The sequence below is a fragment of the Streptomyces sp. 11x1 genome, assembly GCF_032598905.1.
Taxonomy (GTDB): domain Bacteria; phylum Actinomycetota; class Actinomycetes; order Streptomycetales; family Streptomycetaceae; genus Streptomyces.
The window spans coordinates 1,094,106-1,117,179 of the sequence record NZ_CP122458.1; the positions used below are offsets into that span (position 1 = coordinate 1,094,106).

A 23,074-nucleotide genomic window follows, 5' to 3' on the forward strand; every position below is an offset into this window, starting at 1 on the left:
GAACTATGTGTTGGCCATGGGTGCGACGCCGCTCCGGACCCCCCACGGCCACCCGCCGATCGGCGGGCAAGCTCCGCCGTACGACGGCGTCCAAGTGCCCCGCCGCGACGCCCATCATCACGGTACGAACCGCCCGCGCGCGTCGCGGTACGCACCGTGGCCGCGGTACCCGCACGAGGAGAAGCCCATGACCATGATCCCGCCCCCCCCTTCGACCCGGAGCTCGCCGCGGCTCTGGAGGCGTTGAAGGACATGGTTCCGCGCGAGCTGAGCATCGAGGACATCCCCCTGATGCGCCAGGGGCCGGGCATCGAGATGCTCGCCCGGCTGGACCTCACCATGGACGGGTTCTTCGAGGTCGAGGACCGGCTGGTGCCGGGGCCCGAGGGCGCGCCGGAGATCTCGTTGCTCATCTGCCGCCCCGCCGCCCCCGCGAAGCCGGGTCCGCTGCCGGTCATCTACCACGTCCACGGCGGCGGCATGGTCGTCGGCACCAACCGGGTCGGGGTCGACGAACCACTGACCTGGGCCCGGGAGCTGGGCGCGGTCGTGGTGTCGGTGGAGTATCGGCTGGCACCCGAGCATCCGCACCCGGCGCCTGTGGAGGACGTCTACACGGGGCTGCTGTGGACGGCCGAGCACGCGGACGAGTTCGGCGGCGACGCCGGGCGGATCGTGATCGCGGGAGCGAGCGCGGGCGGTGGGCTGACCGCCGCGCTCGCGCTGCTCGCGCGGGACCGGAAGGGGCCCCGGCCGCTCGGGCAGGTGCTGATGTGCCCGATGCTCGACGACCGCAACGACACGCCGTCCGTGCACCAGATGGCGGGGCTGGGGGTGTGGGACCGGACGGCCAACGAGACGGGATGGACGGCGCTGCTGGGGGCGCGGCGGGGTGGGCCGGAGGTGTCCGCGTACGCGGCGCCGGCGCGGGCGGAGGATCTGTCGGGGTTGCCTCCGGCGTTTCTGGACGTGGGGTCGGCGGAGACGTTCCGGGACGAGGTGGTGGCCTATGCGTCTCGGTTGTGGCAGGCGGGTGGGGTGGCGGAGCTGCACGTCTGGGCGGGGGGATTTCATGGGTTCGACGGGTTGGCTCCGCAGGCGGCGGTGTCTCGGGACTGTCGGGAGGCGCATGTGCGGTGGTTGCGGCGGCTGATCGGGGAGTAGCTTTCTCGCCCCCGCCGCCCCTACCCGTCCCATCCACGCGAGGGGCTGCGCCCCTTCGACCCCCAGGCGTCCGTCCGGTGGGGGCGGGCCGCGCAGTTCCCCGCGCCCCTTGAGGGCCTGCGGCCACTCGGCCGCAGTCGGACGAGCCGGTCCACCGGCGGAGCCATGCCGCACTATGGGCTCATGAAAGAGCTCGCTGGGCGGTTGACCGCGGTGGATCCGGATGCGGGGGCGGCCGTGCGGGTCATCGCCTACTTCGACACGCTGGCCGAGGCGCGGGCCGGGCTGGAGGCGCTGGTGCGCGGGGCCGCCGTACTGGCGGGGTGTCCCGCGCGGCTGGTCGACGCCGAGCGGCGCGTACGGGTCCGGGTGGAGCCCGACGGGCGGCGCCAGGACAGTGATCTGCCGCCGGACCCGGCCTGGCCGTCCGCCGCGGTCGTCCCCGGCGGCGCGCCCGCGCTCTGGCTGGAGCGGGCCGGGGGCGCCGAGCCGAGCGTGGTGGACGCGGTGATCCTGGAGCGGGCGGCCGGCGCCCTGCGGCTGGTGCTGGACCGGACCCGGGGGCGCGCTCCCGTCTCCCCCACCGACGACCCGGCGCTCGTCGAGACCGTCCTCGATCCCACCGTCACCGAGCGGGACCGTCTCCACGCCGCCCGACGCCTCTGCCTCGATCCCGACGACCCCACGGCCCTGGCCCGCGCCGTCGCTCCCCTCGGGGGCCGTCCCCGCATCCTGCGCGTACGCGGGGACGCGCGGGACGCGGGGGCGGCCGGTGGGGCCGGGCTGCCCGACGGACGGGTGGGGGTCGGGCCCGCGGTGCCGGTGCTCGGGCTGCCCGGGTCCTGGGACGGCGCGCGGACCGCGTTGCGGTTCACGGCCGAGGGCTCCGCGCGGGATCCCGGTGAGCGGGTGGTGCGCGCCGACGACCTCGGCGGCATCGCCCTTCTCGCCGAACTGATCGTCCCCGGAGCCGAACCCCCGCCCGACGTACGGGACTTGGAGCGGGCGGCAGCGGACTCGCCCTGGATGCTGGCGACACTCCACGCGGTCGCCTCGACGGCCAGCCTGCGGTCCGCGGCCACCGCCGTCAACGTCCACCACTCCACCCTCCAGGACCGCCTGATCCACGCCGAGGCCCTCCTCGGCTGGCCGGTCCGCACCCCCCAGGGCCGCCTCCGCCTCCATCTGGCCCTCACCATGCGCCACTTGGCCCGCGGCTGAGCGACCCCCGGGGCGGCGGCAGCGACAGCGCGGCACCTCGCCGCCTCCCCGAGAATCGCGGCCCCCGCCGCTCATCGCGTGTTCCCCGTACCGCCGTGGCCGACTGGACGTTACCGTTCGGTAGAAAATCCTGCTTCCGGAGGTGTTCCGTATGGGTGTGGACCGTGCGCCGGGTCTCGTGGAGTGTGCTCGGGCGCTGGCCGCCGGGGAGGTGACGTCGCGGGCGCTGGTGGAGGTGGCGCTGGCGCGGATCGAGGCGAGTCAGGGGACCGTGAACGCGTTCCGGCGGGTGCGTGCCGAGGCGGCGCTCGTGGAGGCGGAGGCGGCGGACAAGGAGCTGGCGGAGGGCGGGCGGCGGCCGTTGCTCGGTGTCCCGGTGGCCGTGAAGGACGACATGGACGTGGCCGGGGAGCCGACCGCGTTCGGCTGCCAGGGCGAGTTCCCCTCGCTGCCGGAGGACGGCGAGGCCGTACGGCGGCTGCGCGCGGCCGGGGCGATCGTCGTCGGCAAGACCAACACCTGCGAGCTGGGCCAGTGGCCGTTCACCGAGGGGCCGGCCTTCGGCGCCACCCGGAACCCCTGGCACCCGGACCACACCCCGGGCGGCTCCTCCGGCGGCTCGGCGGCGGCCGTCGCCGCCGGGCTGGTACCGGCCGCGCTGGGCTCGGACGGCGCCGGCTCGGTCCGTATCCCGGCCTCCTGGACCCATCTCGTCGGCATCAAGCCGCAGCGCGGCCGCATCTCGACCTGGCCGCTCGCGGAGTCCTTCCAGGGCATCACCGTCAACGGCACCCTCGCCCGCACCGTCGCCGACGCCGCACTCCTCCTCGACGCGGCGAGCGGCAACCACCAGGGCGACCTGCACCGGCCGGACGCGATCGACGCCTCCGCGGCCGTCGGGAGGGATCCGGGCCGGCTCCGGATCGCTCTGTCGCTGAAGCCGCCGTTCACCGCGCTGCCCGCACGGCTCGACGCTCGCGTGGAGAAGCGGGTGCGGGCGGTGGCGGAGCGCCTCGCCGCGCTCGGGCACGTGGTGGAGGAGGCGGAGCCCCGGTACGGGCAGATCGGGCTGACGTTCGTCCCGCGCGCCACCGCCGGTATCGCCGAACGGGTCGGCGCCATCACCGAGCAGGGCCTCCTCGACCGGCGCACCCTCGACGCCGCCCGCCTCGGCCGGCTGCTCGGCGGAGCGCCGCTGCGGCTGGCCCGCCGCGCGGAGGTCGCGCTGCACCGCCGGATCGGCGCGCTCTTCTCGTCGTACGACGTGCTGCTGGCCCCGACGACCGCCGCTCCCCCACCCCGCGTCGGCGCCATGCTGAACCTCGGCGGGCTCGGCACCGACCGGGCGATGATCGCGGCCTGCCCGTTCGCCTGGCCGTGGAACGTGCTGGGCTGGCCCGGGGTGAACGTGCCGGCGGGGTTCGTGGAGGGAGGGCTGCCGGTGGGCGCGCAGTTGCTGGGGCCGGCGGACAGTGAGCCCCTCCTGCTGTCGCTGGCCGCGCAGTTGGAGGCGGACCAGCGCTGGCACGAACTGTGGCCGCCGGAGCACACAGCCGCGAACTCGCCCGCCGTCTGAGCGGGTTCGGAGCCCGGGACATGCCCCGTAGGCTGTGACCATGGACGAAGCGTCGATGGTCGGGTTGATGGGACGGGTGACCGGTGCGGTCGGTCCCGGGCTCGTCGGCGAGGTGATCGTCCGGGTGCGGGGCGGCGCCGAGCATTTCCTCGCCTACCCCGCCTCCGCGAAGGACCGGATCGAACCGGGGACCCTGGTGACGGTGATGGAGTATCTGCCGCCGCGCACCGTGTATGTGTCGGCGGCGTACGACAGTTGACGGTCCGTGAGGTGCTCGGACCGTGCTCTGTCGGCTTTCGGGAACCGGTTGGCATCAGGACTGCAACAACGGTCTCCCGGTACCTGTACCCCCGCTGAACCACGCGGGACACTCCCGACGTTCGGTGCCGAAAGGGCACCAGGCCGAGGGGGGTGCGCCGATGTTCGTCGGCATCATCGCGGGGGCGACCGCAGCGGTGGCTCTGGTACTGATCGCTCTGTTCAAACTCATGTGGCGTGTCGCCGAACCGAACGAGGCCCTGATCATCTCCGGCTCCAAGCACAAGATGGAGGGCCTGACGGAGGGCATGAACTTCCGTATCGTCACCGGGCGCGGCACGCTCGTGCTGCCCGGGATGCAGGCGGTGCGCAAGCTGTCGCTCGACCTCAACCAGACCGAGCTGGCCGTGGAGTGTGTGACCTTCCAGGGCATTCCGCTGAAGATCCGGGGCGTGGTCATCTTCAAGGTGGGCGACGACTTCGTGTCCATCGCCAACGCCGCACGCCGATTCCTCGGCCAGCAGAAACGGGTCTCGGAGCGGGTGCACAACGTGTTCGCCGGTCATCTCCGGTCCATCGTGGGCGGGTTGACGGTCGAGGACATGATCCGTGACCGCGAGAAGCTGACCGGTCAGACGCGGGCCGCGTGCGGTACGGAGATGGAGAAACTGGGTCTGATCGTCGACTCGTTGCAGATCCACGAGATCGAGGATCCGACCGGCTACATCAAGAACCTGGCCATGCCGCACGCGGCGGCCGTCCAGCGGGACGCCCGTATCGCGCAGGCCGAGGCCAACCGGCTCGCCACCGAGGCCGAGCAGCAGGCCGCCGCGCGCATGGCGGAGGCCACCCGGGACAGCGAGATCCTCCAGGCCGGCTACCAGGCCGAGCGGGACAACGCCTCGGCCAAGGCCAAGCAGGCCGGCCCCCTGGCCGAGGCCGCCGCCCGGCAGGAGGTCGTCGTCCAGGAGACCCGGGTCGCGGAGCTGGAGGCGTCCCGGCGCGAGCAGCAGCTCCAGGCGGACGTCCGCAAGCCGGCCGACGCCAAGGCCTACGAGAAGCGGACCCTCGCCGAGGCCGAGCGCGACGCCCGTATCTCCGCCGCGCAGGCGAAGGCCAAGGAGACCGAACTGGCGGCCGCCGCCGAGGCGACCGCGACGCAGGTCACCGGTGAGGCCGAGGCCGCCGCCCGGCAGGCCAAGGGGCTCGCGGTCGCCGAGGCCACACGGGCGAAGGGGCTCGCTGAGGCCGAGGGCATCAAGGCGCGGAGCGCCGCGCTGGCGGAGAACCAGGAAGCGGTGATTGCGCAGCAACTGGCCGAGCGGTGGCCGGAGATCGTGCAGGCGGGGGCGTCCGCGTTCGGGAACGTCGACAACATGGTGCTGCTCAACGGGGCCGACGGGATGGCGGACATGTTCGCCAAGGCGCTCACGATGGGCGGGACGGGGTTGGGGCTGGCGCGGCAGTTGCTGGCCTCGATGAACCAGAACGGGGTGCCTGCCGGCGGCTCGGCCGGGGTCAGTGGTGTGCCGGTGGAGAAGGTGGAGAAGGTGCAGGTCGACAAGGATGCGTAGCGCCGTGGCCTCGACTGCAGTGGTCGACTGCGGGTGGTAGGGGGTTGATCGCGCCCACGCGGCGGAGCCGCAGATCGACACGGACCCACACCCCTGACGAGGCGCGGGTCCACGCTACGGCTAGCGTGAGGGCGTGACTTCCTTTGCCGAGCAGGACGTACCAGGGCGATACGGGCCCACCGCCACCACCGAAGCCGATCCCCGTGAGGTCGGGCGGGTGCGGACCGAGTATTCGCCCGCGTACGACGGGGACCCGGATCCCGGGGAGATCGTCTGGACGTGGGTGCCCTTCGAGGAGAACGACGGGCGGGGGAAGGACCGGCCCGTGCTGGTCGTGGCCCGGGAGCCCGGAGGGACCCTGCTCGCCGTGCAGTTGTCGAGCAAGCGGCACGTCGGGGACCGGGAGTGGGTGCCGATCGGGAGCGGGCCGTGGGACCGGTCGGGACGTGACTCGTGGGTGGACGTGGACCGGGTGCTGCGGCTGCACGAGGCGGGCATGCGGCGGGAGGCGTGCGCGCTGGACCGGATGCGGTTCAACTCCGTAGTGCAGCGGTTGCGGGAGCGGTACGGGTGGCGTTAGGTCGTAGGCCGGGTGCGGGTCGTGCGTGGCTGGTCGCGCAGTTCCCCGCGCCCCAGGCGGGGCGCGACTATTGCGAACTCTCGTTCGAAGGCGACTCGGGTTGACGTTCCCCTCGTGCGGTCCAGGACGGCGAACACGACATGCGCGAAAGCACCGACGAAACGACCGCCGCCGTCCATGAGCAGCGCACGAAAGGCTGTCGCCACTTGCGTGGGGTCGTTGCCGAAGACGCCGCAGCCCCAGGCGCCCAGGACCAGGCGGCGGTAGCCGTGCGCCGCCGCCGTCTCCAGGACGCGCTCGGCGCGTACCGCGAGCGCGCGCGGGAGTTCGGGGGCGCGCTCCGGCGTCGTACGGTGGACGACCGACGCGTTCGGGGCGGCCGAGGTCAGGAAGCCGGTCGTGTACGGGGTGTCGAGGAGGGTTCCCCGGTCGTCCCGGAAGACGGGGACGGCGGGTGAGTGGATGACACGGTCCGTGTAGAACGGATCGCGGTGGGTGCGGTGGTGGTCGTAGAAGGCACGGGCCTCGCGGACGCAGGTGTAGAGGGCGGAGGCCCGACAGAGGGCTTCCTCCTGGGCCTGGGCGCCGTTGAGATAGCCACCGCCGGGGTTGCGCGCGGAGGAGAAGTTGAGGACGGCCACGGGAGTGGTGCCGGTGGCCGTCAGGCGGTGGGCGGCCTCCAGGCTGCTCTCGCCCGTGACCTCGACGGTCGACGGCACGGGATCGACCGCCGGGACCGGCACCGGGGCCGGGCCGTACAGGCGGGTGGCGGACCGCGCGGCCTCGATCTCCGCCGCGAGGGAGACCTCGTGGCCGGCGGGGGCGCGGTAGCCGCCCGCCTCGACGATCCGCTCGGTCTCCTGCGCGATTCCCCGCAGGCGGGCGCTCATCGCGTCACCCCCGTGTGTTGCGCGAGCGCCGCCCGCGCGTACTCCCCCGTCGTGCTCATGGGCGCATCCTGGGCGATGCTGGGGAGTGTCCGCAACGGAGTTTCCTCGTGTGAATAACCCGCTACGGGTACGGGAAGAGGTGCCAGGAGTCCCCGAAGACGGAGATCGCCGATCCGCATTGCCACGATGTGCCCCCTTGTGCGAAAGCGGCGCGAGGGTTTTGGGTGGGACGAGCGCTGTCGGTCCGGCCCCACCGGGCGGCGATCGGCGGCTTGGCTGACGAGATGGCATCTCAGGAGGATCCCGACATGTCAGATTCGACGAGTGGCTGTACGGAGCACCGCTCCCCGGTCACCGAGGCGGAGGTCGAGGCCCTGGTCCGGGGCATCTGCTTCAAGACCGGTCCACCCCGCACCCTCGGTGTCGAGCTGGAATGGCACGTCCACGAGCTGAGTGACCCACGGCTCCCGGCAACACCCGCACGACTCGAAGCGGCCTACGCCGCAGTGCGGACCCTGACCCTGAACTCGCCCCTGACCGTCGAACCCGGCGGCCAGCTGGAGCTCAGCTCGGCACCGGCCGCCTCCCTGATGGAGTGCGTCGGGTCCGTCTCGGCCGACCTCACCGCCGTCCGCGCGACGCTGCGGGAGCTGGATCTCGGCATCAGCGGCTTCGGCCACGAACCCTGGAACCCCCCGACCCGCTACCTCCACGAACCCCGCTACGACGCGATGGAGATCTATCTCGACCGCTTCGGACCCGAGGGGCGGGCCATGATGTGCTCCTCCGCGTCGGTGCAGGTGTGTCTCGACGCCGGGTACGAGGAGCCGGGCCCCCTCGGTCACCAGCGGCGCTGGTGGTTGTCGCACCAGCTCGGCGCCGTCCTGGTGGCGGCGTTCGCGCACTCCCCGCTGGCACGCGGCCGGGTCACCGGCTGGCGCTCGACCCGGCAGGCACTGTGGGCCGCCATGGACCCCGGCCGCACGGACGCGCCGTCGCTGGACGGCGACCCGCGCGAGGCGTGGGCCCGGCTGGTGCTGGACGCGCCCGTGATGTGCGTACGCGCCGACGAGGGCCCCTGGGGTGTCCCCGGAGCGATGACGTTCCGGGAGTGGACACGGTCCGACACCCCGCCGAGCCGGGCCGACCTCGACTACCACCTGACGACACTGTTCCCGCCGGTGCGCCCGCGTGGCCACCTGGAGTTCCGGATGATCGACGCGCAGCCGGGCGAGGACGGGTGGATCGTGCCGCTCGCCGTGACGGCGGCGCTGTTCGAGGACCCGGCGGCCGCCGAGACCGCCTACCGGACCGTCAAGCCCCTCGCGGAGCGGGCCGGTTCGCAACCGCCACCGCGCAATCCGCTGTGGGAGGCGGCCGCCCGGGACGGGCTGACCGATCCGGAACTGCGGGAGGCGGCGGTCATCTGCTTCGCCGCGGCCGCGGAGGCGTTGCCCAGACTCGGGGCGAGCTCCGAGGTGCTGGACGCGGTCGTGGCGTACACCGACCGCCATGTGGCCCGGGGCCGCTGCCCCGCCGACGATCTGCTGGACCTGTTCCACGGGAAGGACCTCCCCGCATGACCGCACCCGAGACGCCGGCTCCGACGGCCGACGCCGACCCGGACATACTCCGGGAGCGCGCGCTGGCGGCGCTGACCACGGCCCGGGCCCGCACCGCGCTCCTCACCACCGCCGTCGACGAACCCGATCTCACCGCGCAGCACTCGCCGCTGATGTCGCCCCTGGTCTGGGACCTCGCCCACATCGGCAACCAGGAGGAGCTGTGGCTCCTGCGGAACGTCGCCGGACGGGAGGCGATGCGGCCCGAGATCGACGGGCTGTACGACGCCTTCGAGCACCCGCGCGCCGAGCGGCCCTCGCTGCCGCTGCTGCCGCCCGAGGAGGCCCGGCAGTATCTGCACGAGGTACGCGGCCGGGCGCTGGACGTGCTGGAGAGCATCGACTTCCACGGCACCCGGCTCACCGACGCGGGCTTCGCCTTCGGCATGATCGCCCAGCACGAACAGCAGCACGACGAGACGATGCTGATCACCCATCAGCTCCGCAAGGGGCCCGCCGTGCTCTCGGCGCCGGATCCCGAGCCGGTCCCACTGCACACCGGACCGCCCGAAGTCCTGGTGCCTGGCGGGGAGTTCGTGATGGGCACCTCGACCGAGCCGTGGGCGCTGGACAACGAGCGGCCGGCGCACCGGCGGGTCGTCCCGGCGTTCCACATCGACACCACGCCGGTGACGAACGGCGCCTACCAGGCGTTCATCGAGGACGGCGGCTACGACGACGAGCGCTGGTGGACGGCCGAGGGCTGGGACCACATCCGCGCGCACGGCATCCACGCGCCGCTGTTCTGGCGGCGTGACGGCCGGCAGTGGCTGCGGCGGCGCTTCGGGGTCACCGAGGTCGTACCGGCCGACGAACCGGTGTTGCACGTGTGCTGGTACGAGGCCGACGCGTATGCCCGCTGGGCGGGGCGGCGGCTGCCGACGGAGGCCGAGTGGGAGAAGGCCGCCCGGCACGACCCGGTCACCGGCCGCTCCCGCCGTTACCCGTGGGGCGACGTCGATCCGGGGCCCGAGCACGCCAACCTGGGGCAGCGGCATCTGCGCCCGGCGCCGGCCGGCAGCTATCCGGCGGGCGCATCACCGCTGGGTGTACGGCAGTTGATCGGTGACGTGTGGGAGTGGACGTCGAGCGACTTCCTGCCCTACCCGGGGTTCACGGCGTTCCCGTACAAGGAGTACTCGGAGGTGTTCTTCGGCCCGGAGTACAAGGTGCTGCGCGGTGGCGCGTTCGCCGTGGACCCGGTGGCGTGCCGGGGGACGTTCCGCAACTGGGACTACCCGATCCGGCGGCAGATCTTCAGCGGCTTCCGAACGGCGCGTGACGCCTCCCCGGAGGTCGTCTGATGTGTCGTCATCTCGCTTATCTCGGGCCGGAGTCGGCGCTGGGCAGGGTGCTGGTGGATCCGCCGCACAGCCTGTTCCGGCAGTCGTGGGCACCCCGGCGGCAGCGGCACGGGACGGTCAACGCCGATGGTTTCGGAGTCGGTTGGTACGCGGAAGGCGACCCGGTGCCGGGACGGTACCGCCGGTCGGGTCCCATCTGGGGGGACCTGTCCTTCACCGACCTCGCCCGGGTGGTCCGCTCCGGGGCGCTGCTGGCCGCCGTACGGGACGCCACGGTGCCCGGGGCGGACAACGAGGCCGCCGCGGCGCCGTACGCCGCCGGGCCCTGGCTGTTCAGCCACAACGGGGCGGTCGCCGGGTGGCCCCGGTCGCTCGGGCACCTCGCGGACGGTCTGCCCGCCGTGGAACTGCTGTCGATGGAGGCCCGCAACGACTCCGCGCTCGTGTGGGCGCTGATCCTGAACCGGTTGCGCGCGGGCGACGAGGAGGGGCAGGCGCTGGCCGACACGGTCCTCGACGTCGCCCGGGCGGCGCCCGGCTCGCGGCTCAACCTGCTGCTGACCAACGGGGAGGCGATCGCCGCGACCGCCTGGGGCGACACGCTCTGGTACCTCTCCGAGCCCGGCCGCAGCGCGGTCGTGGCGTCCGAGCCCTACGACGACGATCCGCACTGGGTGGAGGTTCCGGACCGCACGCTGCTGGCGGCGAGCCGTACGGACGTCCTGCTCACTCCGCTCAAGGAACTGGACGAACCCAGCAGTCCACACGACGAGTCCGCCTCCGCCGCACCGAAGGAGCCTTCCGCGTGAGCCCGTTCCTTCTCACCCGCACCCTGCCCGAGGACGCCACCGACGCGGCCCTGCGCGCCGATGTCCTCCAGGGCCTGACCCGCACCCCGAAGACGCTGCCGCCGAAGTGGTTCTACGACGCGCGCGGCAGTGAACTGTTCGAGCGGATCACCGAGTTGCCGGAGTACTACCCGACCCGTGCCGAGCGGGAGATCCTCGTCGGCCGGGCCGGTGAGATCGCGGCGGCGAGCGGGGCGCGCACCCTCGTCGAGCTGGGCTCCGGCTCCTCCGACAAGACCCGGCATCTGCTGGACGCGATGCCGGGCCTGCACACGTACGTGCCGGTCGACGTGAGCGAGAGCGCGCTGCGGCAGGCCGGCGAGGCGCTGGTCGCCGAGCGGCCGGGGCTGAACGTGCACGCCCTGATCGCCGACTTCACCGCCGGGCTCGAACTGCCCCCGACGCCGGGGCCGCGTCTGGTGGCGTTCCTGGGCGGCACGATCGGCAATCTGGTGCCCGTGGAGCGCGTGGCGTTCCTGGCCGCCGTACGGGCCCTGCTGGCGCCGGGGGACACGCTGCTGCTGGGTACGGACCTGGTCAAGGACGAGGCGGTGCTGGTCGCCGCGTACGACGACGCGGCCGGGGTGACGGCCGAGTTCAACAAGAACGTGCTCAACGTGGTGGACCGGGAGCTGGGGGCGGACTTCGACCCCGACGCGTTCGACCATGTCGCCCTCTGGAACGCGGAGTGCGAGTGGATCGAGATGCGGCTGCGGTCCCGGACGGCGCAGACGGTGAAGATCCCTGCGCTGGACCTCGCGGTGGATTTCGAGGCCGGGGAGGAGCTGCGGACGGAGGTGTCCGCGAAGTTCAGGAGGGACGGGGTGCGGGCTGAACTGGCTTCTGTCGGACTGGAGTTGACGCTGTGGTGGACGGATGAGGAGGGTCGGTTCGCGCTGTCGTTGAGTCGAGCGGGGTAGCGGGCGGCCGGGGGGGTGCGTTGTCGGGTGCGGGTGAGTGGGGCTTCTCGCGCCCCTAAAAGATCCAGCCCCTGCTTTTCTGGGGCGCGGGGAACTGCGCGACCAGCCCCGCCCACCCGCACCCCACAGCGCTCCCTTCCCCACTCCGCCTGCCTCGCGAACCGGCGGAGCCTGAGGCACCGTGGAGGGATGTGGCGCATCGGCCACCGGTGGAGCACGCGACAAGGAGAACCCGCATGACCGACCACGTGTACCGGGTCACCGAGATCGTCGGCAGTTCGGGCGAGAGCGTCGACCACGCCATCCGCAACGGCGTCGCCCGCGCCGCCCAGACCCTGCGCAACCTCGACTGGTTCGAGGTGACACAGGTCCGGGGGCACATCGAGGACGGGCAGATCGCGCACTACCAGGTCGGCCTCAAGGTCGGCTTCCGGCTGGACGACACCGACTGACCGACCGGGCCGGCCGGGCCCTCAGGTCCGGCCCTCCCGCTCCTGCGCCACCTTCAGCGCGGCGGAGGCCGCGGCCCAGCGCGCCCGTACGACCGTGAAGCCCGCCCGCTCCGCGTCCTCGCAGACCAGCTCGTCGTCGTCGACGAGGACGCGGATCTCACGGGTCCGGGCGAGTTCGCGGAGGATCTCCAGTTTGGTGCGGCGGGCGGGCCTGCGGTCGTTGTTGCGGCGCATCCAGATCCGCCCTTCCGGCAGCCCCTGCGCGGCCAGCCAGTCGACGGTGTCACGGCGGCAGCGTTCGGGCCGCCCGGTCAGGTACACCACCTCGCACTCCTCCGCGCTCTCCCGCGCGAGCGCGACGCCCTCGGCCAGGGGCGGGTCCTGCGGGGCGGCGGCGAAGAACCTGTCCCAGTCGCGCGGGCCGCGCTCCAGGAACCGCTGCCGGTGCGCGGTGTCGGCGAGGGTGTTGTCCAGGTCGAAGACGGCGAGGGGCCGGTCGTTGTCGGTCACGGCACCAGCCTAGGCAGCCGCTGACTCGTGTCGTCCGCTGTCGCTTCACACAACAACCACGAACCCCGCCAGTAGCTTGAGGTTTCAAACGTTAAGGTCGTCATCTCTCTCCCCCCCCACAGCACAGGAGAATCGGCGTGCCTGACGGCGAAGTGATCGTGATCGGCGGCGGATACGGCGGCATCCGCCTCGCCAAACAGCTGGACGAGATAGCCCGGGTCACCCTCGTGGACCGCAAGGAGGTCTTCTTCCACCGCATCGCCGCGCTGCGCGCGGGCGTGCACGAGGCATGGACGACCACCCCCTTCATCCCCTACGACCGACTGCTGCGCCACGGCCGTGTGGTCGTGGGCAAAGCGGTCGACATCGACACCGGCGAGCGACAGGTGCAACTCGCCACGGGTGAGCGGTTGCCGTACGACGTGGTGGTGATCGCGACCGGTGCGGACTATCCCGAGCCGGCGCGTTTCCTGGGCACCACCACCGAGGAGGCGGGCAAGACGTTCGCCGCGCACCAGGGGAGCGTGGCCGCCGCCGAGCACGTCCTGATCGTCGGCGGCGGGCCCGGCGGCGTGGAGCTCGCCGCCGAGATCCGGCTGGCCCGGCCGGACGCGCGGGTCACCCTCGCGCATGCGGGACCGGAACTGCTCAGCTCCACCGGCAGCAAGTGGGCGGGACGACGGGCTCTGTCCTGGCTGGAGTCGCACGACGTCGAGGTGCGCCTCGACTCGTTCGTCTCCCAGGGACCCGACTTCGGCACCTATCGGGACGGCCGGGGTGGGCTCATCGAGGCGGACCTGTCGTTCTGGGCCAATGGCACCACCCCGAACACGCTCTGGCTGCGGCTGGCCGGGCACGGGGCGTGGCTGGACGCGGACGGGCACGTCAAGGTCGACCGGATGCTGCGGGTCGACGGGCGGCTCGACGTGTTCGCGGTCGGTGACGTGAACGATGTGAGCGAGTTGAAGGTCTCGCCCGTCGCGTTCGCCCAGGCGGACCTCGCCGCGCACAACATCCGCGCCTACCTGGAGAGTTCGGGCAGGCACCGCAAGGAACCGCGACTGTACCGGCCGATCCGCCGGACCCCGCTGATCATTCCCTTCGGTCCGGCCGACGGGGTCACGCTGCTGCCGGTGCCGGGGGGTGAGACGGCGGTGCTGGGGGCTCGGACGTCGACGCTGGCGAAGGCGAAGACGTTGATGACGCCGTACGTGCGGAAGCAGTTGGGGTACTGAGGGGGTCGGGGCGGATTGGGGTGCGTGGTCGGGCGCGGGCCCGGTGGGGGCTTTTCGCGCAGTTCCCCGCGCCCCTGAAAGACAGAGACCAGGCCCTGCGGGCCTGAGAAGCATGGGGTGCAGCCCCTGCTTCTCAGGGGCGCGGGGAACTGCGCGACCAGCCCCCACCGGGCCCGCGCCCGACAACGCACCCCACTCCGCACCCCCGCCTCACTCGGCCCGCGCCGCCTCCTGGCCCACCAGGTCGTTCGCGTGGGCGAGGAAGTCGTCGACCATCCGGTGGAAGAGGCCCGCGAGCTGCCGCAGTTCCTCCGGGGACCACTCGGACAGCGCCACCTGCATACCGCGGACGCCGGCCTCGCGGATGCGGCCCATGGCGTCCTGGCCGGCCGCCGTCAGCTCGATGCGCTGGGCCCGGCGGTCGTCCGGGTCCGGGACGCGGGTGACGTAGCCGCTCCTCTGGAGCTGCTGGACCTGGCGGGTGACGTGGGAGGCCTCGACGCCGAGCCGGTTGGCCAACTCCCCCGGGCGCAACGGCTCGGAGTCGGCGATCTGCCGCAGCAGGGCCACGGCGGCACGGTCCAGCGGCACCCCGGCCAGGCTCATCAGGCGCTCGTGGGCCCGCGCCCGGGTGCTGAGGTAGGTGATGCGGGTGAGTGCTCGCTCGATCTCGATCACTTCCGCCGAGGCGGGGTCGGAGGGTGGCGGTGATGGGGACATGGGAGCTACTTTACCATCTTGTTGCCTGACTCAAGTAAATTCATCGCACGAGTAGCCCCCGCTCCCACGTCCGAACGGAGCCCCATGTCCCTTCTCGCCCGCCCGGCGGTGGCCGCCTTCGCGGCCAAGGCGATGCAGCGTATCTCGGCGGCGGCCAGCCGCCGGGCCGGTGGGCGGGGCTCCGCCGCCGAGTGGCGCGCCCGCCTTCCCGAGTACGCCTGCGTCTCCCGCGAGTTGACGGTCCCCACCGCGTACGGCCCGGCCCGTGCCGTGCTGTACCTGCCGACCGGTGAGGGCACCTCTCCCCCGCCGGTCCACGTCAACTTCCACGGCGGCGGCTACGTCCTGCCCCAGATCGAGCTGGACGACGCGCTGTGCCGGTGCATAGCCGTCGAGGCGGGCTCGGCCGTGCTCAACGTGGACTACGTGGTCGCCCCGCAGCACCCGTTCCCGGCACCGCCCCGGCAGGCGTACGAGATCGTGCGCTGGGTGGCCGGACATGGGGGCGAGCACGGCTGGGACGGCGACCGGCTCTCGGTGGGCGGCCAGAGCGCGGGCGGCGGCCTCGCGGCGGCGGTGGCCCGTCAGGCCCTGGAGGAGAAAGGCCCCTCGATCGCGCTCCAGGTCCTGCACTATCCGCCGCTGGACCTCGCCACCGCCGCCCGCGACAAGCGGGCCGCGATCGCCCGGCCGATGCTGCGGCCGTGGATGGCGGACGTCTTCGACAGCGCGTACATCCCGGACCCGGAGCGGCGGGCCGACCGCCTTGCCTCTCCGGCGCACCCCTCGGACACGGCCGACCTCAGGGGCATCGCCCCGGCCTTCGTCGTCACCGCCGAGTTCGACCTGCTCAAGGCCGAGGCCGTCGCCTACGCCGACCGGCTCCGCACGGCCGGGTCGCTGGTCGGTCACCACGACGTGGTCGGCGCCGACCACGGCTACGACACCGGCGACGAGGCCCGGGCCCGTGAGGTGTACCCGCTGATCGCCGCCCGCGTACGACAGGCCTTCGCCACGGGGGCGGGCGAGGAGATGGTGTAGGGCCGGGCCGACGGGTCCTCCGGGTGGGAGCCCGCCCTCCGCGGGCCGGGCTTCGGCCTGCCGGCGCGTGTCCGGCTCGGCGCAGGCCCCCCAGGGGGACGAACTCGTCAGTCGACCGGCGGGGTGCCGTGCGTGTGGAACGACTCGATGGTCCGCAGACCCCATGCCTGGCCCTTGGCGCGCTCCGCCTGGGTCCAGGTGACGAGCGGCCAGTCGGGGGCGAGGACGAGCCGGGTGAGCGGGTTGCACAGCTCGATCCGGTTGCCGCCCGGCTCGTAGACGTAGAGGAAGAACGTCTGCTGGATGGCGTGCTTGTGCGGGCCCGTCTCGATGAACACGCCCTGGTCGAGGCAGAGATCGGCGGCCCGCAGGATGTCCTCGCGGGTGTCCGTGGCGAACGCGATGTGGTGCAGTCGGCCGCGTGAGCCGGTCCAGTCCTCGGTGTAGACGACGTCGTACGACTTGTTGGTGAAGGTGAGCCACTGGGCGGCGACCTTCCCGGTGTCGAGGACGATCTGCTCCGTGGCGCGGGCGCCGAGGACGTCGCGGGTGAAGGCGGCGTTGGCCCCGACGGCGGAGGCGAGGAAGTTGACGTGGTCGAGGCGGCGTACGCCGACCCCGTGCCCGGGTTTGGCCTGGGGCTGGTTCTTCAGGCCGGGCCGGAGGTCGGCCGGCGCGTCGTACCACTCGCTCTCCCAGTACAGGGCGAGTTCGTGGCCGTCGGGGTCCGTGGTGACGTACAGCGGGCCGATGCCCGGTTCGTCCTCGACCCAGCGGCCCGCGCGGCCGGTGCTCTCCAGTTCCCCGACCCGACGCCGCAGGGCCTCCTCGCTGGAGGTCCGCAGCGCGGTGCGGCGGATGCCGCTCGTGGAGTGGGCGGTGAGGGTGAGGCTGTGGTGTTCGTAGTCGTCCCAGGTCCGCAGGTGGACCGAGCCGCCGGAGCGGCCGTTCTCCGTCAGGCCCAGGATCTCGGTGAAGAACCAGAGGCTGCGGTCGAGGTCGGGGGTGAGCAGTTCGACATGGCCGAGATGGGCGATGTCGCCGAGCGGCGGGGCCATCGGTGACTCCTTAGTGGGCGAGGGGACGGCCGCGGGTCAGGGGCGGGCGGCGGGGCCTGCGGGCCGGGGGAACACCGTGCCGTCGAAGATCTTTCGGGCGGTGCGGACGACGGCCGTGCGGCGCGCCGAGGGAGCGCCGTCGGGGCCGTGGGTCACCCGGGTCTCCATGTCGAGGAAGCCCGTCGGGTGTTCGATGCGCAATCGGTCGCCCGTAGCAGGGAGTTGGGCGATTCCTTCGCCCACTCCTCCGGCGACGCGCAGGCCGGCGGCCACGCTCGCGGCGCCGAGCACCCCGATGGAGGGGTGGCAGCGGACCGGGATGAAGGTACGGGTGGTGACCGCGCCGCCGCACCGGGGCGGGGCGAGCAGACTGAGTTTGGGCACGGTGGTGCGTTCGACGTCGCCGAGTCCCATCAGCGGCCCGGCCGCGCGTCTGATCTCGTGCAGCCGGCCGGTCAGGGCGACCTCGCTCTCCAGGGCCTCGGGCGTCTCGTGACCGGTGACGCCGAGGGCGGCGGCGGGTATCAGCACGGTGGGCATGCCGTTGTCCACGCAGGTCACCTCGGTGCCGGCGACCAGGTCACGGGCGTTGCCGGTGGGCAACAGCGGCCTGCCGCCCGGCGGGAACTCGATCACCACCGGCGCGGCCGTCCCCGGCACCCCGGAGATCTCCGCGTCCCCGGTGACCGCGACGCGGCCGCCGGGGGTGGGGAAGGTGGCGACAGCGAGGTCACCGGTGTTGAGCATGCGGACCCGGACGGAGGTCTCCGGCTCGCCGACGGTCACCAGTCCACGTTCGACGGCGAACGGGCCGACGCCCGCGAGCAGATTGCCGCAGTTCTGACGATCACTCACCTCGTTTGCGTCGACGCCGACTTGGAGGAACAGATAGTCGACGTCGGCCTCGGGGTCGGCCGACACGGACACCATGGCCACCTTGCTGGTCAGAGGGTGGGCCCCGCCCAGGCCGTCGATCTGGCGCGGGTCCGGGCTGCCCATGACGCGCAGCAGGAGTTCATCCCGGTCGGCCGCGCGGGCGGGGAGGTCCCCGGCGAGGAAGTAGGCGCCCTTGGAGGTGCCGCCGCGCATCAGCATGCAGCGGACCCCGTCGGACCACCCGGTCACCGCCGGGCCCTTCCGCCGACGTACAGGGGGCTCGGCGTCACGACTCGGCGCTCTCGTTCTCGTGGTCCTCGTACGACCGGTAGGTCACCCCGAGGCCTGCGAGCGTCTCGCGCAACCCGTAGCGGTCCAGGCCCAGTTGGCCGTCGAGGAAGGCGGCGCGAGAGGCGGCCTCCCTGCGTTCGCGGGCCGCGGAGGCCTCGGCCGTCCGGCGGGCCCGTGACCGGGGGACGACGACCACGCCGTCGTCGTCGGCGAGGATCACGTCACCGGGGTGGACGGGCCGGCCTCCTACGGCCACGGGCACGTTGACGGACCCGCCGGTGGCCTTCACCGTGCCCTGGGCGCTGACGGCGGCGGCCCAGACGGGGAAGTCCATCGCGCGGAGCTCCGCGGTGTCCCGCACACCGGCGTCGATGACCAGGCCGCGTACGCCACGCCGCCTGAGGGCGGTGGCGAAGAGTTCGCCGAACATGCCGTCCGTGGAGGGCGAGGTGGTGGTGACGACGAGGATGTCGCCCTCGCCGCACTGCTCGACCGCCGCGTGGATCATGAGGTTGTCGCCGGGCCAGGAGAGGACGGTGACGGCGGTGCCGACGATCCGGGTGTCCCGCTGGATCGGACGGAGGTGGGTGCCGAGCAGGCCGGTGCGGCCCATCGCCTCGTGGACGGTGGCGACGCCGTACCGGCCGATCGCCTCGACGTCCGCGGGGTCCGCCTTCGGCGGGTTGGTGACGATCACGCCGCCCATCAGTCCAGCACCCCCGTGACCTGCGGGTAGGGGCGCATGTAGGCCTCGGCCATGGTCCGGTGCGCGAGGCCCAGGTTGGGGCCCGCATTGCGCTTGAGCTGGACGCCCCGGCGTACGGCGAGGTCGGTGTAGTAGTCCCACAGGTGCCGTTGTGCGCCCAGGCACTCCATGGCCATGCGCTTGGTCTCCCAGACCTCGGTGATGTCGAGCAGGACCTGGGGCTTGAAGCCGCACATCTCGGGCTGGTGCGGCTCGAAGAAGAACACCGGCGGGGCTCCGATGATCTCGCCCTCGGCCGGGTAGCCGATGGCCTGGGCGAGGACCCGGGCATCCATGGCCATGCGGGAGGCGGCCGGGTGGTCGCCGTTGTAGGGGTCCTCCAGGGGGTGGGTGAGGACGACGTCCGGCTGGGCCGCGCGGTAGACGGTGACCAGCCGGTCGGTGAGCTCCGGGGTGCCGGTCAGCGGGTAGTCGCCGGCGTCGAAGAAGACGATCCCGGCGCCGAGGGTCGCGGCGGCCTTCTCGGCCTCCTCGCGGCGGATCGCCTTGATCTCGTCGAGGGTCCGGCCCTCGCGCCAGGCCTTGGCGGACTCGCCGCGCTCACCGAAGGTGAGGCAGGCGATGGTGACCCGCTCCCCGCGCGAGGCCGCGAGGGCGATGGCGCCGCCGGCCCTCCACACGAAGTCCCCCGCGTGCGCGGTGATGACGAGTGTCGATCGTGGTGGGGCGGCGTCGGACGTCGTGCCGTCGGTCATCTGATGGTCTCCCTGGTGGACGGAACGGACAGGCCGATCAGGCCTGTCGGCCCACCCCGGAGCGCACGGGAGGCGGCGCGCTATTCGCGCAGCGCGGCGATCACGCTCGTGAGGTGGACGCGGACGGCCTCCTCGGCCGCCCGCGGGTCCCTCGCCGTGATCGTCTCGATCATGGCCAGGTGTTCACCCAGGGAGTGCTGGGGCCGTCCCGGCCGCAGCGCGAGCTGGAAGCGGTGGCGGACCAGCTGGGCGTTGAGCCGTTCCAGCAGTTCCACGGCCACCCGCTGGCCGGAGATCTCCCGGATGCGGGCATGCAGCCGCTGGTTCAGCTCGGAGTACGTCACCGGCTCTCCGTCGGCCACGGCTTTGGTCATCGCCGTGCCGATGTCGGCCAGTTCGGCCAGCTCGTCGTCGGTGGCCACAGTGGCCGCCTTCGCCGCGCACAGCCCTTCCAGCACCATGCGGCACTCGCTGATGGCGACCGCTTCCTCCACGGTCACCACCCGCACCCGCGAGCCGCGGTTGCGGATGCGCTCGACCAGCCCTTCGGCCTCCAGATCGATCAGTGCCGCGCGGATGCTGGCCCGTGTCACACCGAACTGCTCGGCGAGTTCGTTCTCCACCAGCCGTTGGGCCGGTGCCATCTCGCCTCGCAGGATCGCCTGCCGCAGCTTCGCCAGCGCGAGCTGTTTGGCCTGCTCCCCGGTGCCCGGACGGGCTTCCTCCTGCATCGTGCCCTCCCTGAGTGAGTGCCTGTCGAACGTAAATCTAGGCCAACAAAATTGTCAACAATTCTGTTCTCACGGGGTTTCCACGGGTCAGTGGGCCTGCGCGGCAGCCCGCACCGGCAGCAGCACGGCCGAGGGGTGCTCCGGGCGGCCGGAGACCTGGACCCTGATGCGCCGGCCGCGCCGGAAGCGGTGGGCGATCGACCACAACCGGACGGCTTCGATGCACGGGGAGCGCCGCCCGGTGGCCGCGAGATCGGCGTCGGCGAGCGGCAGGGTGTCGAGGGCACGGCGGACGCGCTTCAGCTCGAAGGGCTGACGGACCATCGCGAACGGGCGTTCCTGCTTGGCCATCATCGCGCCCCAGCCGAACGTCGTCTGCAGACATCGCGTCCGCGCGCAGGAACTCCAGGGTCAGCGCCGACTCCGTCATGCGCGGAATCATCGCCCGGCATTCAGCGGCGCGGTACGAGCATGCTGAGGGCGTTCGCCGCGACGACCGCGCCGATCGCCGTCCACTCGATCCCGCCCAGGTGCTGACCGAGCATGAACCAGCCCGCGAGCGCGGCCAGGACGGGGTTGACGCCCATGAAGAGCCCGAACACCTGGGCGGGTACGCGGCGCAGGGTGAAGACGTCCGCGAGGTACGGCACGGCCGAGGCGAGAACCGGCCGCGATCGCGTAACCGACGGCCCCCGTGGTGGGCGGGAACCCCACAGCGGGTTGGGCGGGTTGAGCCGCCGCGTCTCCCAACGGGCGCTGGTGGTACGGAGTTCGCAGCTCGCGTCGTACCGGTTGGGCCGCTCGCCCCCGTCCTCTCCCGGGCTGGCCATGCCTCCTCCCGCCCGCGTCACTCGGCGCCCACGAGCACGTCGTCGAAGCCGCCGTCCGCACGCCATCGCCGGAGCAGTTCGTGGAAGGCGACGGGTCCGTCGCCGTACGACTCGCTGCGCTCCCTGGGCCGGCCCTCGTTGTTGTAGTAGCCGGGGGTGCACTCCGCCTGGAACTTGTACAGGTCGGCAGCCTTCTCGCGGATGGTGGCGACCCAGGAGTCCTGGGCCTCGGCGCTCGGCTCCACGTACCGGGCTCGGCGCCTGCGGGCCTCGGCGACGACCTCGCCCACATGGATCGACTGCTGGTCGAGGATGTGGACGTAGTTGACGGCGCTGGCGTTCTGCAGCGGGCCGAGCTGGAAGAGGTTGGGGAAGCCATGGCTGTAGAAGCCGTGGAGGGTCTTCGGGCCGGTCGCCATCCAGGTCTCCAGCAAGCCGACGCCGTCCCGGCCGTACGCGGGGAGGCGGCCGGAGAGCAGACCCGAGACACCGACCTCGAAGCCGGTGGCGAAGATGACGCAGTCCACCTCGTACTCGACCCCGCCGACCACCACGGCCTTCTCGGTGATCCGCTCGACGCCGTGTGTGTCGGCCGTGTCGACGAGGGTGACGTTGGGCCGGTTGAAGGTCTGGAGGTAGTGGTCGCTGAAGGTGGGCCGCTTGCACATGTAGCGGTACCAGGGCTTCAGCTTCTCGGCGGTCTCCGGGTCCTCGACGATCGTCGCCACGCGGTCGCGCAGCTCGTTCATCTTCTGGAAGTCGGCGATCTCGTAGGCCCGTTCCCGCTCGTCCGGCGGGACGTCGTCGTACGCGTCGGTCGGGATCAGCTTCTCCTGGAGACGGGCGCTGCTGGTCCAGGCGTCGTTCACCAGGTCCGTCCCGGCCCGGACGCCGGTGACGGTCTTCAGGAAGTTGTCCATGCGCGCGGCCTGCCAGCCGGGGGCCAGCGTCCTCGCCCACTCCGGGTCGGTGGGCCCGTTGCCGCGGACGTCCACCGTGGAGGGGGTGCGCTGGAAGACGTAGAGGTGGGCCGCGTCGGCCCCCAGGTGGGGGACGACCTGGATGGCGGTGGCGCCGGTGCCGATGACGGCCACGCGCTTGTCGGCGAGGCCGGTGAGACCGCCGTTCGCGTCGCCGCCGGTGTAGTCGTAGTCCCAGCGGCTGGTGTGGAAAGTGTGGCCCTTGAAGGTCTCGATGCCGGGGATGCCGGGGAGTTTGGGCCGGCTGAGTGCGCCGCTGGAGACGACCACATACCGGGCGCGCATGCGGTCGCCCCGGTCGGTGGAGACGATCCACTCCAACTCGGTCTCGTCCCAGCGCAGTTCGGTGGCGACCGTCTGGAAGGCGGCGTCCCGGTAGAGGTCGAAGTGGCGGCCGATCGCCCGGGAGTGCTGCCGGATCTCCTCGCCCGGGGCGTACTTCCACCGCGGGACGTAGCCCAGCTCTTCGAGCAGCGGCAGATAGATGTACGACTCGATGTCGCAGTGGATGCCCGGGTAGCGGTTCCAGTACCAGGTGCCGCCGAAGTCGCTGCCCTTCTCGATCACCCGGATCGACTCGACGCCCGCCTGGCGCAGTCTGGCCCCGGCGAGCAGCCCGCCGAAGCCGCCGCCGACGACGACCGCCTCGACCCGGTCGGTCAGCGGCTCGCGGGTGAACTCCCCGTCGGCGTAAGGGTCGTCGTCGTAGTGCCCGAACTCGCCGGCGATCCGCTGGTACTGCTGGCCGCCGTCCGGACGGATCCGGCGTTCACGCTCGGCGCGGTAGCGGGCGCGGAGGGCGTCCGGGTCGAAGCCGAGCGCCTCGAAGCCGAGTTCCTCGGGGTCGAGGAACGGGGGGCCGGAGGAAGTGTGGGGGGTGGACATCGGGGTCCTCTCTGCGGTCCGTGGACGTGTGTGGTGGTGCGGTCGCA

At 72.5% G+C, this 23,074-nt stretch carries 24 protein-coding genes; 13 read left to right on the top strand and 11 right to left on the bottom strand.

All coding sequences use genetic code 11. The annotated features are described in order from the left end of the window. Positions 1-156 precede the first annotated feature (156 nt). The 6 genes from P8T65_RS05205 (at position 157) to P8T65_RS05230 (ending at position 6,373) form a co-directional block, all read left to right on the top strand. On the top strand, positions 157-1,164 hold the full coding sequence (locus tag P8T65_RS05205; RefSeq protein ID WP_316724208.1) for an alpha/beta hydrolase: 1,008 nt from the start codon (positions 157-159) through the stop codon (positions 1,162-1,164). A 183-nt stretch (positions 1,165-1,347) separates the two neighbouring features. Further along, positions 1,348-2,385 carry a helix-turn-helix domain-containing protein gene (locus tag P8T65_RS05210; protein WP_316724209.1) on the top strand — a complete coding sequence of 346 codons (1,038 nt, stop codon included), beginning with the start codon at positions 1,348-1,350 and terminating at the stop codon, positions 2,383-2,385. 151 nt (positions 2,386-2,536) lie between these two features. Next, entirely contained in the window at positions 2,537-3,961 is a 1,425-nt protein-coding gene (locus P8T65_RS05215; protein ID WP_316724211.1) for an amidase, read from the top strand. A gap of 34 nt (positions 3,962-3,995) precedes the next feature. Next, the gene (locus tag P8T65_RS05220) at positions 3,996-4,220 is read left to right on the top strand and encodes a hypothetical protein (protein ID WP_033528430.1); all 225 of its coding nucleotides are present in this window, start codon (positions 3,996-3,998) and stop codon (positions 4,218-4,220) included. A gap of 160 nt (positions 4,221-4,380) precedes the next feature. Beyond that, the gene (locus P8T65_RS05225) at positions 4,381-5,793 is read left to right on the top strand and encodes an SPFH domain-containing protein (RefSeq protein WP_316724212.1); all 1,413 of its coding nucleotides are present in this window, start codon (positions 4,381-4,383) and stop codon (positions 5,791-5,793) included. A gap of 133 nt (positions 5,794-5,926) precedes the next feature. Further along, positions 5,927-6,373, top strand: a complete 447-nt coding sequence (locus P8T65_RS05230) for a type II toxin-antitoxin system PemK/MazF family toxin (RefSeq protein WP_316724213.1) — start codon at positions 5,927-5,929, stop codon at positions 6,371-6,373. On the opposite strand, the gene P8T65_RS05235 is transcribed toward P8T65_RS05230, so the two are convergent. Continuing rightward, the gene (locus P8T65_RS05235) at positions 6,370-7,263 is read right to left on the bottom strand and encodes a TIGR02452 family protein (RefSeq protein ID WP_316724214.1); all 894 of its coding nucleotides are present in this window, start codon (positions 7,261-7,263) and stop codon (positions 6,370-6,372) included. The genes P8T65_RS05230 and P8T65_RS05235 overlap by 4 nt on opposite strands. Positions 7,264-7,571: 308 nt before the next feature. Between P8T65_RS05235 and egtA the strand changes: the two genes are divergently transcribed. From egtA to P8T65_RS05260, 5 genes are all read left to right on the top strand, one after another. Next, positions 7,572-8,846, top strand: a complete 1,275-nt coding sequence (gene egtA / locus P8T65_RS05240) for an ergothioneine biosynthesis glutamate--cysteine ligase EgtA (protein ID WP_316724215.1) — start codon at positions 7,572-7,574, stop codon at positions 8,844-8,846. After that, positions 8,843-10,189 (top strand): ergothioneine biosynthesis protein EgtB, encoded by a 1,347-nt coding sequence (gene egtB / locus P8T65_RS05245; protein WP_316724216.1) that lies wholly within the window; start codon positions 8,843-8,845, stop codon positions 10,187-10,189. The genes egtA and egtB overlap by 4 nt, the downstream gene beginning before the upstream one ends. Continuing rightward, complete coding sequence (gene egtC, locus P8T65_RS05250; RefSeq protein WP_316724217.1) at positions 10,189-10,998, top strand: ergothioneine biosynthesis protein EgtC; 810 nt, start codon at positions 10,189-10,191, stop codon at positions 10,996-10,998. The genes egtB and egtC overlap by 1 nt, the downstream gene beginning before the upstream one ends. Beyond that, positions 10,995-11,957 carry an L-histidine N(alpha)-methyltransferase gene (gene egtD / locus P8T65_RS05255; RefSeq protein WP_316724218.1) on the top strand — a complete coding sequence of 321 codons (963 nt, stop codon included), beginning with the start codon at positions 10,995-10,997 and terminating at the stop codon, positions 11,955-11,957. Before egtC ends, egtD begins: the two co-directional genes overlap by 4 nt. A gap of 236 nt (positions 11,958-12,193) precedes the next feature. Continuing rightward, entirely contained in the window at positions 12,194-12,409 is a 216-nt protein-coding gene (locus tag P8T65_RS05260; protein WP_184902405.1) for a dodecin, read from the top strand. Positions 12,410-12,430: 21 nt separating this feature from the next. Here the strand turns inward: P8T65_RS05260 and P8T65_RS05265 are convergent, their stop codons facing one another. Beyond that, positions 12,431-12,919 (bottom strand): HAD family acid phosphatase, encoded by a 489-nt coding sequence (locus P8T65_RS05265; protein ID WP_316724219.1) that lies wholly within the window; start codon positions 12,917-12,919, stop codon positions 12,431-12,433. Between the two features lie 137 nt (positions 12,920-13,056). Here P8T65_RS05265 and P8T65_RS05270 point away from each other — a divergent pair, with 137 nt between their 5' ends. Beyond that, complete coding sequence (locus P8T65_RS05270) at positions 13,057-14,154, top strand: FAD-dependent oxidoreductase (protein ID WP_316724220.1); 1,098 nt, start codon at positions 13,057-13,059, stop codon at positions 14,152-14,154. A 210-nt stretch (positions 14,155-14,364) separates the two neighbouring features. Here the strand turns inward: P8T65_RS05270 and P8T65_RS05275 are convergent, their stop codons facing one another. Then, on the bottom strand, positions 14,365-14,874 hold the full coding sequence (locus tag P8T65_RS05275; protein WP_316724221.1) for a MarR family transcriptional regulator: 510 nt from the start codon (positions 14,872-14,874) through the stop codon (positions 14,365-14,367). Between the two features lie 84 nt (positions 14,875-14,958). Here P8T65_RS05275 and P8T65_RS05280 point away from each other — a divergent pair, with 84 nt between their 5' ends. Continuing rightward, entirely contained in the window at positions 14,959-15,915 is a 957-nt protein-coding gene (locus P8T65_RS05280) for an alpha/beta hydrolase fold domain-containing protein (protein WP_316724222.1), read from the top strand. 107 nt (positions 15,916-16,022) lie between these two features. Here the strand turns inward: P8T65_RS05280 and P8T65_RS05285 are convergent, their stop codons facing one another. From P8T65_RS05285 to P8T65_RS05320, 8 genes are all read right to left on the bottom strand, one after another. After that, on the bottom strand, positions 16,023-16,973 hold the full coding sequence (locus tag P8T65_RS05285) for a catechol 2,3-dioxygenase (protein ID WP_316724223.1): 951 nt from the start codon (positions 16,971-16,973) through the stop codon (positions 16,023-16,025). 36 nt (positions 16,974-17,009) lie between these two features. Beyond that, entirely contained in the window at positions 17,010-18,068 is a 1,059-nt protein-coding gene (locus tag P8T65_RS05290; RefSeq protein WP_399102978.1) for a 4-oxalomesaconate tautomerase, read from the bottom strand. Between the two features lie 67 nt (positions 18,069-18,135). Beyond that, a complete protein-coding gene (locus P8T65_RS05295) occupies positions 18,136-18,846 on the bottom strand; it encodes a 4-carboxy-4-hydroxy-2-oxoadipate aldolase/oxaloacetate decarboxylase (protein ID WP_316724225.1) in 711 nt (236 codons plus the stop codon). Then, positions 18,846-19,601: a PIG-L deacetylase family protein gene (locus tag P8T65_RS05300; RefSeq protein WP_316724226.1), complete on the bottom strand. Its 756-nt coding sequence runs from the start codon at positions 19,599-19,601 to the stop codon at positions 18,846-18,848. The genes P8T65_RS05295 and P8T65_RS05300 overlap by 1 nt, the downstream gene beginning before the upstream one ends. A gap of 80 nt (positions 19,602-19,681) precedes the next feature. Next, positions 19,682-20,332 carry a GntR family transcriptional regulator gene (locus P8T65_RS05305; protein WP_316724227.1) on the bottom strand — a complete coding sequence of 217 codons (651 nt, stop codon included), beginning with the start codon at positions 20,330-20,332 and terminating at the stop codon, positions 19,682-19,684. 87 nt (positions 20,333-20,419) lie between these two features. Next, positions 20,420-20,686, bottom strand: coding sequence for a hypothetical protein (locus P8T65_RS05310; protein ID WP_316724228.1), 267 nt, complete (start codon positions 20,684-20,686; stop codon positions 20,420-20,422). 98 nt (positions 20,687-20,784) lie between these two features. Then, positions 20,785-21,162 carry an EamA family transporter gene (locus tag P8T65_RS05315; protein WP_399098371.1) on the bottom strand — a complete coding sequence of 126 codons (378 nt, stop codon included), beginning with the start codon at positions 21,160-21,162 and terminating at the stop codon, positions 20,785-20,787. 17 nt (positions 21,163-21,179) lie between these two features. Continuing rightward, positions 21,180-23,027: an NAD(P)/FAD-dependent oxidoreductase gene (locus P8T65_RS05320; RefSeq protein WP_316724229.1), complete on the bottom strand. Its 1,848-nt coding sequence runs from the start codon at positions 23,025-23,027 to the stop codon at positions 21,180-21,182. Positions 23,028-23,074: the final 47 nt, after the last annotated feature.